The organism is Nonomuraea insulae (genome assembly GCF_042656245.1).
This window is the reverse complement of sequence record NZ_JBHSPA010000151.1, coordinates 1-11876: the sequence shown is the minus strand read 5'-3', so window position 1 is coordinate 11876 and position 11876 is coordinate 1. Positions and strand designations below refer to the sequence as shown.

At 63.0% G+C, this 11876-nt stretch carries 10 protein-coding genes; 6 read left to right on the top strand and 4 right to left on the bottom strand.

Annotated elements, in window-relative coordinates; all coding sequences use genetic code 11:
- Nucleotides 1–478, top strand: a 478-nt coding sequence (locus ACFPZ3_RS70220) for a MarR family winged helix-turn-helix transcriptional regulator (RefSeq protein ID WP_379525382.1), incomplete at its 5' end; no start/stop codon positions are given.
- A gap of 52 nt (nt 479–530) precedes the next feature.
- On the opposite strand, the gene ACFPZ3_RS70215 is transcribed toward ACFPZ3_RS70220, so the two are convergent.
- Nucleotides 531–1724: an MFS transporter gene (locus tag ACFPZ3_RS70215; RefSeq protein ID WP_379525381.1), complete on the bottom strand. Its 1194-nt coding sequence runs from the start codon at nt 1722–1724 to the stop codon at nt 531–533.
- 80 nt (nt 1725–1804) lie between these two features.
- Between ACFPZ3_RS70215 and ACFPZ3_RS70210 the strand changes: the two genes are divergently transcribed.
- Nucleotides 1805–2671 (top strand): LysR family transcriptional regulator, encoded by an 867-nt coding sequence (locus tag ACFPZ3_RS70210; protein WP_379525380.1) that lies wholly within the window; start codon nt 1805–1807, stop codon nt 2669–2671.
- Between the two features lie 151 nt (nt 2672–2822).
- On the opposite strand, the gene ACFPZ3_RS70205 is transcribed toward ACFPZ3_RS70210, so the two are convergent.
- The 3 genes from ACFPZ3_RS70205 to ACFPZ3_RS70195 all read right to left on the bottom strand — a co-directional run bounded on the left by ACFPZ3_RS70205 (nt 2823) and on the right by ACFPZ3_RS70195 (nt 7182).
- Entirely contained in the window at nt 2823–3044 is a 222-nt protein-coding gene (locus ACFPZ3_RS70205) for a hypothetical protein (RefSeq protein ID WP_379525379.1), read from the bottom strand.
- 2398 nt (nt 3045–5442) lie between these two features.
- Complete coding sequence (locus ACFPZ3_RS70200) at nt 5443–6285, bottom strand: TIR domain-containing protein (RefSeq protein ID WP_379525378.1); 843 nt, start codon at nt 6283–6285, stop codon at nt 5443–5445.
- A gap of 201 nt (nt 6286–6486) precedes the next feature.
- The gene (locus tag ACFPZ3_RS70195; protein WP_379525377.1) at nt 6487–7182 is read right to left on the bottom strand and encodes an HAD family hydrolase; all 696 of its coding nucleotides are present in this window, start codon (nt 7180–7182) and stop codon (nt 6487–6489) included.
- A gap of 128 nt (nt 7183–7310) precedes the next feature.
- On the opposite strand from ACFPZ3_RS70195, the gene ACFPZ3_RS70190 reads away from it, so the two are divergent.
- The 4 genes from ACFPZ3_RS70190 to ACFPZ3_RS70175 all read left to right on the top strand — a co-directional run.
- Nucleotides 7311–8519 (top strand): helix-turn-helix domain-containing protein, encoded by a 1209-nt coding sequence (locus ACFPZ3_RS70190; RefSeq protein ID WP_379525376.1) that lies wholly within the window; start codon nt 7311–7313, stop codon nt 8517–8519.
- Nucleotides 8520–8627: 108 nt separating this feature from the next.
- A complete protein-coding gene (locus ACFPZ3_RS70185) occupies nt 8628–9131 on the top strand; it encodes an ATP-binding protein (protein WP_379525375.1) in 504 nt (167 codons plus the stop codon).
- Between the two features lie 930 nt (nt 9132–10061).
- Entirely contained in the window at nt 10062–10658 is a 597-nt protein-coding gene (locus ACFPZ3_RS70180) for a hypothetical protein (RefSeq protein ID WP_379525374.1), read from the top strand.
- 117 nt (nt 10659–10775) lie between these two features.
- Nucleotides 10776–11876, top strand: a 1101-nt coding sequence (locus tag ACFPZ3_RS70175; protein ID WP_379525373.1) for a M28 family metallopeptidase, incomplete at its 3' end; no start/stop codon positions are given.

The following is an 11876-nucleotide window of genomic DNA, read 5'->3' as shown; positions in this document are numbered from 1 at the left end:
GGCCGGCGGGCCGGGCGGACGATCGGAGGCCGGCGGGCCGGGCGGACGATCGGAGGCCGGTGGGCCGGCGTTGTTCCGGTTGGTGCGGTTCTGGTCGCGGCGGTGGGCCGGGCGGGCCTCCGCGGAGCTGACCGGGGAGGCCCGCCACGTGCAGCACATCCTGGTCGTGGAGGCCGTGCGCACCGACCCCGACGAAGCCACCGTGGGAACCGTGGCGCACCAGCTCGGGCTCGACCATTCGGGCGCCAGCCGCATGGTCAAGGACGCCGTGGCGGCCGGCTACCTGGCCCGCGACACCTCCCGGCAGGACCGGCGCCGCGCCCGCCTCGAGCTGACGGAGAGCGGGCACGAGCTGCTGGCCGGGTCGCGGCAGTGGCAGCGGCAGGTCTTCGACGAGCTGACCGCCTCCTGGGACGAGGACGACCAGCTGCGCTTCGCCGGCTACCTGCGACGGCTCGCCGACGACCTCGGCGCGTGAGCGAGGTTCAGCCGCCGACGGCTGGGCGACGACCTCGGCGCGTGAGCGAGGTTCATCCGCCGGCGGCGACGGTCTGTGAGGCCTTCCGGCCGGTGCCGAGGTTGAGGAGCAGCGAAGCCGCCGTCAGCGCCACACCGAACCAGACGACGCTGGTGACCCCCAGATGATCGGCGAACAGCCCGCCGAAAAGCGCTCCGAGCGCGATGGAGGTGTTGTACGCCATGGTGTTGAGCGACATGGCGGCTTCGAAGGTTTCGGGCGCGGCGGCGAGTGTCATGTTGACCTGGCACAACTGCACGGCACCGAAGGAAAGCCCCCAGAGGATCAGCGCGACGATCGAACCCGCCTGGCCGTTGCCGATCGTGAGCAGCAACAGCAGGGACACCACGAGCCCCGCGCAGCCGACGATGAAACTGCCCCGCAGGTTCTTGTTCACGGTATGCCCGGCGATGAAGTTCCCGGCGGCGCCCGCGACACCGAAAACCATCAGCACCACGGTGATGAAGACGGGCGTGGCGGCCGCGTTGTTCTCCAGGAAGGGCCGCACAAAGGTGTACGCCCCGAAATGGCCGAGCACGAACAGCACGACGGTGAACAACACCGAACGCAGCGGCACGTTCCTGAGCGGAAGCCCGAAGACCTCCCGGACCGAAACCGCGTTCGCCGACGGCAGCGACGGAATCAGGGCGGTGACCACGAGGAACACCAGCACGCTGAGACCGCTCCAGATGAGGAACGTGGTTCGCCAGGTGGTGAGACTCTCCAGGAGTGTGCCCAGCGGTATGCCCGCCACGGTAGCGATCGAGATGCCGGACATCACGATGGCGGCCGCCCTGTTCGCGTGGCGCTCCGGCACGAGGCGCATCGCCATGCTCACGCCTATGGCCCAGAAAACGCCGCTGGCGAATCCCATGAAGAGCCGCGTCGTCAGGATCACCGCATAGTTCGGCGAGACGGCGGTGACAAGATTTCCCACGGCCAATACAGCCAGCAGCATGGACAGCAACACGCGCCGGTTGACCCGCCTGGTCCACGCCACGATGAACGGCACGCCGAGCCCGGCCGAGACGCCCTGCAAAGTGACCATCAGCCCGGCGGCGCCCACTGATATGTCCAGGCTGCGGCTCAGTGGGGTGAGCAGGCCGACGGGCATCAACTCCGTCGTGAGAAAGACGAACAAGCTGGCGGTGATCGCGGAAACGCCCAGCCATGCTCTCAAGGTCGAGTGCTCTTCGAGTGTTCTCATGGCTCAAGGGTGCGGGAGCTTCGATCAATGAGTCCAACGCATAATTTTCATCGCCAACGATCGTGATGCACGATAGATGAATGGAGCTGCAACAGCTGAGGTACGTCGTCGCGATCGCGGAGACCGGCAACTTCACCCGGGCCGCCGAACGCTGCCGGGTCGTGCAGTCGGCGCTCAGCCACCAGATTGCCGGCCTGGAACGGGAACTGGGCGCCCGGCTGTTCGAGCGCACCAGCCGGCGCGTGCGCCTGACGCCGGCCGGGGAGGCGTTCCTGCCCGCCGCCAGGGAGTGCCTGGAGGCGGCCGACCGGGCCAGGGCCGAAGTCGCGGCCGCGAGCGGAGAGATCCGCGGGCGGCTCGCCGTCGGCGCCATCCCCACGGTCGCGGCCGTCGATCTGCCGGTCGTGCTGAAGGAGTTCCGCCGCCGGCACCCCCGGGTGCACATCACCCTCACCTCGACCGGCAGCGAAGAGCTGATCGAACAAGTCAGGCGGGGCAGCGTCGACGTCGCCTTCCTCGGCCTGCCGACACGTGCGGAACCGAAGGCCGTCCAGAGCCGCCGGCTGGCCAGGGGCGAACTGGTCGCCGTGGTCACGCCGGATCATCACCTGGCGGACGCGGAAGCCGACCTGTCGAGCCTGGCGGACGAGCCGTTCGTGGACTTCCGCGCCGGCCACGCCGGCCGGGCCCAGTCGGACGAGGCCTTCGCCGCCGCCGGGGTCCGCCGTGACGTCACCTTCGAGGTCTCCTCCGCCGACCTCATGGTCGATCTGGTACGGCACGGCCTCGGCGTGGGCCTGTTGCCGGCCGCGTACGCACCACGCTTTCCCGACCTGCGCGTCATCCGGCTCCACGACGCTCCGGCGCGGGTGGAGCACCTGATCTGGGGAAACCACCCGTCCCCTGCGGCCACGGCCTTCCTGGAACTGATCACCGCCGAGGCTTGACCTTGACGCGGCGGCAGGGGAAGTGGGTCTGACTAGGTCTAGGGAATCGGGCGGGAGCCTTTCACCTGTGAGGGCAACTCAGGCCGTCGATAACTGTCGCTCCTGACCTGGGGACGCTGGCTTCCCTGGGAGAGAGCCACAGGGCAGGCATTCAGGCCGCTCGCCGCAAAGCCTGTTTGGCACTTTTCGCTGCCGCGATGATGCGGACCCATTCCGTGATCGCATCACAGACACGCAAGATGAAGTCTCTTCCACCCGCGAAGAAAGGCAGTACAAGCCAAGACGGGGTCATGAGCAGGATCGCCAGAGTCACCGGGACCATCAGCAGTGCGCACAGCGCCACGCGCTGCCACGTCGCGTGAAAGACGATCATGAGCGGTCCTTCGAGAGACGGTGCTGGGAGCGTACACAGCCAGGGGCATTGAATGATCAACGTGCCACGTGGGCTAGCGTAACTGTGCGCACAGTCTGGTTCGCCGCTTAGCTAAAGCGTACACCTACAACCCATGGGATGCGTCAAGGAAACCATCAGATACAACATGGTTCACCCGAACATGGTGACAGTGGTTACATTCTTCCGACAGATTGAATGCGCCCCTTCCTCGGTCGGGCGCGACTCATCCCGACTTTATGACAGTATTCACCTACCCACCTTCTTGCGCCACTTAGCAGGGAGCCTAATATTTTGCACAACCATCATAAGTCCGACTCCCGGCTGAATGAGGGCTGGCAATGAAAGCGTAGGATTCAATGCGAGCCTTAGTGCCCCGGCAGCAAATAAAATCAGGCCGAGCAGAAAGATGAGCCAGCGGAGTAGATCGATGAACGCTATGACCATCTCCGCAGAATGACCAAGAAAACCGGTCAACGTCTTGATGTCTTCCGACAGTTGATCTAGCCACCTCTGAAAACGACTCTTAGGCCTCGACATCCATCTCCGCCCCTCCGCGAGAGCGCCACCTTCGCACATGATCCGCGCGTCCATCAATCATCCAGCGGAGAGTAGCGGCAGAGAGGACCGTGCCCCGGCTCGCTAGCCCGTCGCAGTCCAAGGCGCCTCGGCGAAAGACCAGGTAGATACGCCATCTAGCGGTATTCATCAGAGCCACAATGAACCAAGAGGCAGGGCCAAAAGCATCGCCAATAGGTGAACACTCCTCGATCTGGCCGATTCGCATGGCAGGTGCCCGTACAGATTGAAACCTCCTTGAACACCCTCTAGGTCCACCGGTTGGTACGCCCCTATGCAGCATGGGCGGCGTCGGCAACCCCCAGCTAACAGAGCCGAGTACGCCTATTAGTTCGAGGCCCACTACGAGCTCGTATGGTGGGTCGCCGCCGACCAACCCCCTTGATCGCCGATGCGGTCTGGGATGCCGGCGGGGGATCCGCTACCGCATCGTTGCCTTCGCGTATAGCGAGAGCGACGATCAGGCGCAAACTTCCGGCATACGCTGCGGCTGAACACGGAACGCCGGCGACAACTCCAAGAGATCGCAGAGGGAGAAGGATCGAGTCATGGCCGAATACCGCATCAACGACTCGCTTGAGAAGGGGCTCAAGAAACGAGACCAGCAGGGCACCCTACGCAACTACCGGTCGGTCTGGCCGTCCACCAAATCTTCCCCTACATCGGCAGGGTGAAGCTCAAGAGGCTAACCGCCGATGAGCGGGATGGCTGGCTGGAAAAATCGGGCAGAAGTGCTCTCGTCTCGGGCCATTTCATCTGCTGAGGGCCGTCCAACAGTCGATAACCGCCCTTCATGCCAAAATGGACAATTATCCAAGACGCAGGGTGACCGTATTTTCCTGTTCTCCCCGATCATCCGTCCAGCGGACAGTGCATTCCACCTGACTGGCGCTAGCGAGACTAAGCGCAATAAAAAATCTGACCTGCTGGTCTGGGCCCAACACATCTACGTCTGACTCATGATGATCGCCGCTCCGTACGATGTCCCATGCCGTTCTGGGACTCGAACTGGATTGCGTTTTGACCGAAATATCTCTAGCCGGAGAGTTCCCAGTGTTATGGAGAACCAGGTACCAATCCCGACTGGAGTGCGATGCTCCCCGGGTCGACGTACGCATCCGCTCGATCGTTTCTACCCTCGGCCATATCTCGGCGATTCGCCTGGGAGGCAACTGCTCTGCCCACTCTCTCTGGACATCCCCTCGCGCTTCGTCCCGAGAAACGGCTGCGGTAAGTATTGCATCAACATGACTGATTAAGTCAGCGTCCGACGTATACCCAAGAACTAGAGCGCGACTAGAAAGACCTTCCAGGTATTGCGCGAGGTTTTGCGCTTGGCTTAAATCAATATGAGCGAGATTTGCCGGACGTTGGCAATGTAAAATTCCTACGTATTTGCCATCATCGCTCAGCCTTTGGATTTCTTCCGCAGTGCCGGACTCGGCTCGTGACGTTGGTGTACCAAGTCGATTGGCGAAGATGGCGATACAGAGATCGCATGAGTCTACTATCTGGTCGTTCAACAAGTCCTGTGGGGCACGGCCAAATTCAGCAGCTGCGTGCATACCCCAAGATATTGGTATAACGGCTGTGCCAAATCTAGGACCGTACAGTCCGTTCCAGCGGTTTATTGTCTTATGTATCGTGGCCAGATCATCGAGAGGTACATCTTTGGGACAAGATATCAGGAGGCGCCGAATAACACCGCTAAAGGACACTAGCATCACCTCTTCAAATACGCTTCGTGCACGGCCAATAGAGGAGGCTGTCGATGCTTCGGATGACTAATCCGGCGCAAGGCTTAAAGAATCCTATTGAGAGACGCTTCTATGCCCGCCGCCCGTAGTTCGCGCGCTAGGTGAAGCTGCCACCCCTTACTATGGTCGAGTTCAACGTAAGACACACCAAGATAATCGCTTGGGATCTCTACACCATCCTCATAGAGAACGGTGACCTTATCCCGTCCCAGAAGACCAATGAAAAGGCCAAGTTCAAGAATGACGTTTTGCCTAGCCCTACGCTTGACGTCGCCCGAACCTGCTAGGCACCCTTCATCGTCCCCTGTTAACAGTACGACCGCATAGGAAGCGTGGATTGCTTGAGCCAATAGCTTGCCGAGAATATCGCTGCCTGCGCCTGCAGTTTCATCGAGAACAATGACAGAGCGGGAAGTTAGGCGCTCCAAAAATCCCCGCACTGCTTCCCGCATTCCATGGTCACGCCCATGCACTAAAAATATTCCGTCTCCCGAACTTTTCAGCTCAGGAACTGAAGCGACTTCCGACCACACCGGTAGGCGATTGCGGATAGATGCAAGAGTGCGGAGTTTGGCTTCCAGGGCCGCCTCTATTATCGAAATAGTTCGCTCATCGCTAACTACAGCTCCCAGCTTGATGTTTAATACGTGAATATCCTGTATGCCATATTCGCTCTTGGGCGAGACGGTGAGCGAACCTTGCACCTCAAAGGCGCCCTGAAGGAGAGAAGAGTTGTAATCATCCCAATCCAGAAACTGATTTTGAAATTCAAGTATCTCATGCCGATGTTTTCGTGGCGCTTCTTGTATCTTCCTGCCTAGATCCATTCGGTCATCTATTTGAGATCTCATCTCTTCGATGTCACGCACCAAGCGCACGCTTCCCATGTCAACCATGCTACTGGAGGCGCGCATGAGGCGCATGAGCACTATATGATATATCACCATCCTCTCATCGTCCTGATCATCACGAGAGGTCATCAGAGTCCATTTCGGCAACGATCGAGGCCGTAGCCAAAATGCTCGTGACGCCCCGGCGTGGACGGCGATGCCGATTACTTCAATGGATCGAGGAGCAAACCGGCAAGCTCACGCAGTGATCGCCCTAATTAGGGCAGCGCTGTCGGTGAGATCGGGGAAGACGATGTCCGCGCCCGCGGCCTTAAGGTTGGTAGTGCTGCTCTTACCTGAGGCGATGCCTATGACGTACGCCCCGCCATTCCTTCCCGCGCTCACATCTTGAGGAGTGTCCCCGATCAGCACGGTCGTGTCCGGTGCATAGACCAGCCCACTCTTGAGGTGCACACGATCGCGGGCGATGGCTACAAGATGGGCGCGAACAGGATCGTCTTCGCCGTATGCGCCGATCTCCAGGTCTAGGTGTCGCTCCAGGCCGAGGATCTGGATTTTGGCTCGCGCTGCCTCCTTTGTGTTCCCAGTGAGCACGGTTTGAGCAACGCCAGCTATACGTCCAAGCGCTTGGAGGGCGTTGAGCGCTCCTGGTAGGACGCGGCCACGTAGGCGGAGTTCGTGTGCTCGTTCCTTATAGCCTCGTGCCTGGATCTCGACGAAGCGCTTGAAGTACTTGTCAGAGCGCGGGATGCCGTGGAGGTCAAGGGTTTCACCGAAGATCACGAGCTCGGTTCGTCCGCTGACCTCGGCCATGTCTTTCATGGGTATCCCGGTCACCTGGGAGAAGGCGTCGGCGAAGACTTCCCGTCCAACACCGCCGGTTTCGATCAAGGTGTGATCGATGTCCCAGAGTACGAGCCGGTTCGTGGCCACGGGAACGCCTTTCCACGCAAGTCAGACTGTGCGCTCCAAGAGTCTCACGTGGGCGGGCTTTCCGGCCTACCGTGGAGATCGAGGGTTCGCGAAAGCGCTGGTGACCGGACGTACGGGAGGCCAATGCCATGGGTTCGGCGGAGATCCCCATCGGTGAACGAATTCGCTTCTACCGAACGGCGTCCAAAAAGTCCCAAGCTGTCGTGGCCGGCCTGGCGGGGATCAGTGAGAACTATCTGAGCCAGATCGAGCGAGGTGTACGTACGCCCACGATCGACAAGCTTCACCTCCTGGCGCGTGTGATGGATGTTCCGGTCGCCGTTCTGATTGGAGAGCCGTCGTTCGAGGAGGACAGCGCTCTTCATCCGGTAGCCGCGACCCTGCAACGCGTTCTGACGGCCTACGAGAGTGCTCCTGCGGAGCCGCCCGACCTTGCCGAGTTGAGGGCGCGGGTGGACACGGCATGGGGCCTGTGGCAGGGCTCGACGAACCGGTTCACCGAGGTCAGCATGCTCGTACCTGACCTCACTCGTGAGGTTCAGGGCGCCGTCCGTACTCTTCGCAAATCCTCAGATGCGCAGGCCCGTCGCGAGGCGTATCAAATCTCCACTGACCTGTACTTTCTCTTGCGGACCTTCACCAAGCGCGTGGGGCGCATGGACCTGTCTCTCATGGTCGCCGACCGGGCGGTGACGTCCGCCGAGTCGGCCGACGACCCGCTGAGGATCGCCGCCGCGAAATGGAACCTCGCTCAGATCCTGCTTTCCCAGGGAGAGACGGAGGGCGCGGAAGACGTGGCACTCCGATCTATTGAAGATCTTCGGTGCGAACTTCCCGCTCGTACGCCCGATCAAGCAGCCCTTGAAGGCGCGTTATGGCTGGTTGCGGCGATTACGTCGGGTCGGCGACATGATCACTGGACGGCGCGGGAGCGCGTACAGGGGCCAGCCACGGAAGCGGCGCGCGAGGCGGGAGAGGGCAATGTCTTTTGGACCGTGTTCGGTCCTCTGAATGTCGGGCTGCACACGGTCAGTGTGGAGATGCAGGCGGGGGAGGTCACCGAGGCGCTGTACGTCGCCGACCGCCTCGACGTGAACCGGTCCCCATCCATAGAACGCCGCATGACCTTCGCGCTGGAGGTCGCGCGTTGCTATGACCAGCGGCAAGAGGACGCGGCGGTCATCTTGCACCTGATGAACGCCGAAGCAAGCGGTCCGGAGGACTTGCGCTACAACACCCTGGCACGTGACCTGGTGCGGTCGCTGCTCAAGCGCGCCCGCCCGACCTTCCAGCCTCAGGTACAAGCCATTGCTCGACGAATCGGCCTGCTGGAGTAAGCCGCGCTGAGAGCTGACCCGCGCCCAGAGCACGGGTTGCCGCCCTTCCCCCGCCCTACTGTCAGAGCGCACTCGGCACAGGGCAAAGGGAAAGGGCGTCAAGATCGCATGAGATCCACGTTCGAGGTCGTCGCCGACTCGGGACAGACGAATGTGCCGGACGATCTGAGATCCCGTGTCTTCCAGCTCCCGATTGCCCCGGAGGCGTGCTACACGGCGCGACGATGCATCAGCGAGGTGCTGACCGCGTGGCGAATACCCGACTTGGTCAACTCCGCACATCTGCTGGCCACGGAGTTGGTCACGAACGCGGTCCAGCACGCGGCCGGTTGGGATGACTCGGATCTACCGGTGCGTCTCTCACTGATCTACAGGTCGGGGACGCTACGCATCGAAGTCCGTGATCCCGATCCCCACGCGCTCCCTATCTGGCGCGTTCCTGAGGAACTTGCCGAGTTCGGACGGGGCGTACCTCTGATGCACGGCATCGCCGACCGATGCGGCGTCCGCATCCTGAAGACCGGCAAGGCTGTGTGGTGCGAGGTTGATCGACGTGTAGACCTTTCGCTTCACCCGCCCCACTTGATCTGTGGCGTGAGGTGCGAGCCATGATCGGCAATAGCGCGAGCGCATGCTCTCCGGCAGTCACCGCTGCCCGCCGCCTGTGCCGCGCCCTGGCCGATCACGGGCTCGCCTGCGAGGTGAGCGCAGGGTTCGGGCTGGCCCTGGTGACGGTTCGGTTCGATCTCGTCGTCTGGTGCGAGTGCGCTCCGACCGGATGGCGCTTTCGGTGGTGGACGGGCGGCATTTCGCACGTGAGCGGGCGGTGGGTGTGGACGGTATGCCCGTTGAGCGCTTCTCGGACGGCGGCGCGGCTGATCGCTGAGCGCTACAGAGCCTTGAGCGGACTCCCAAGACCGCGCTGATGGTCGGCATTTTCACGATCTTCTTCCTGACTGGAACGGGGAAAGGCCATGAGCAGAGGAGTCGTTGGTACCGAAGTCAAGATTGCGCGGTTGGAGCACAGCCCTCCGCTGACTCGCGCATATGCCAGTTGCCTGCTGGGCCGGTCGGGCGTGGTGGTGGCGGAAATTAGGGACAGGTCGGTGGCCGTGGTGCGGTTGGCTGAAGACGGATTTGAGTTTCCTGCGGGCGCACGGCGGTGGTCACTGGCATGGGCCGATCTGGAAGTCCGGGGGGTGCCACCGGAGCCCGCACTGCTTCCAGGACGATACAAGGCAGGAACTTCAGGAAGCGGTAGAAACCTGGTTCAGCACGCTATGGATGGTGACGAGGCTGTGGCGTTGTGCGCTGAGCCGGTGCGGCCAGTCATCGTGGGGGACTGGCACGTGTCGTTCGTGGCGACGCTGGCGTGTGCCTGCCCGGAATGCGGGCGGCTGGCTGCGGCCAGTGAGACGTCCCAAGCGCTGGAGGGCGACGCAGCGTAAGAACGTGATCCGTCTTGCTGGGCTTGACCTTGACGCGGCGTCAACGTTTCTCATAGGAGGTGAACGCGTCGTCGGAGGGAGCGCAATGGTCGGGGTGGCGCTACGGATTCTGGGGTTCGAGGTCAAGGGGCTGGCGGCGATCGGGCTGTGGGTCGTTCGCCGACGGCACGGGGTGCCCGCCGGGGCGACCGTCGTGACGTACGCCAAGGAGCAGACGTTCATGTTGTCGCTGATGGCGTTCGCGATGGCGGTCGAGACGGTGGTGGTGGACCTGCTGCTGGTCGCGCTCGACGTGCCGTCCTGGATCCGGTACGCGGTGCTGGTCGCCGACGTGTACGGACTGCTGTTCGCGGCCATGATGGCGGCGACCTGCGTCACCCGGCCCCATGTCGTCACCCCCGGCGAACTGCGCATCCGGTACGGGGCCTACTTCGACGTGCGCGTGCCACGTGAGCTCATCGCCGCCGTCCGGGCCGGTCGTACCTACAACGAGGGCAGCATGGTCGCGGTCAAGGACGGCCGGGTCACCGTGGCGGTCTCTTCGCAGACGAACGTGACCATCGAGCTGACCGAGCCCATCACCGTCGTACGGCCGCTCGGCCACCGGGCCGAGGTCACCTCGATCCGGTTCTTCGCCGACTCCCCCGAATCGCTCCTGACGGCCCTGCGCACGGAGCAGAGCACGCACTAGGCGAACCTCGTTTGCGGCGTTACCTTCCATACAGCACCATCTCGGGATCTTCCACCCTCGACCTCGGATGGAGGCGCCGCCATGCGCTTATCTAGGCGTTTGACCTGGACAAACGGCATGAGATCGGCCATCGTCGCGGTAATCGCGGCGTTACCTCTGACCCTCACCGTGCCGAGCACGGCCGCCGCCGCCACAGCGAGCACGGCCGCCGCGGCTCCAAACATCTCGCTGGCCAACGTCAAAGCCCATCTGGCCCAGCTCCAGTCCATCGCGAACGCCAACGGCGGCACCCGGGCCCACGGCCGGCCCGGCTACCTGGCCTCGGCGAACTACGTCCGCTCGCAGCTCGACGCGGTCGGCTTCACCACCACGCTGCAGTCGTTCACCTACAACGGCGCCACCGGGTACAACGTCATCGCCGACTGGCCCGGTGGGGACCCGAACGACATCCTCATGATCGGGGCACATCTCGACAGCGTCACCGCGGGGCCCGGGATCAACGACAACGGCTCGGGCAGTGCGGCCAATCTGGAGACTGCGCTCGAAGTGGCCCGCCAGTCGCTCCAGCCGGTCAAGCATCTGCGGTTCGCCTGGTGGGGGGCGGAGGAGCTGGGGCTGCGGGGATCGCAGTTCTACGTCTCCAATCTCCCGGCCGCCGAGCGGGCCCGCGTCAAGGGGTACCTGAACTTCGACATGGTCGGCTCGCCCAACGCCGGATATTTCGTGTACGACGGCGACAACTCGGATGGAACGGGCTCCGGGCCAGGACCGGCCGGGTCGGCGGCGCTGGAGCGTACCCTCCAGGACTACTTCACCTCGATCGGGGTCCCGACGCGCGGCACCGACTTCGACGGCCGCTCCGACTACGGGCCGTTCATCGCGGTCGGCATTCCCGCGGGCGGCACGTTCACCGGCGCGGAAGGCATCAAGTCCGCCGCCCAGGCCACGCTGTGGGGCGGCACCTCCGGGCAGGCGTTCGACGTCTGCTACCACCGTGCCTGCGACACGACCGCCAACATCAACGACACCGCGCTGGACAGGAACGCCGACGCCATCGCGTACACCACCTGGACCATCGCCACCGCCGCGCAGCCGGTCGTGGTCTGGCAGGACACCTTCGAGACGGCCACGGGCTGGACGACGAACCCGAGCGCCGCAGACACGGCCACCACCGGCACGTGGGAGCGCGGTGACCCCGCGGCCACCACCTCCACCGGC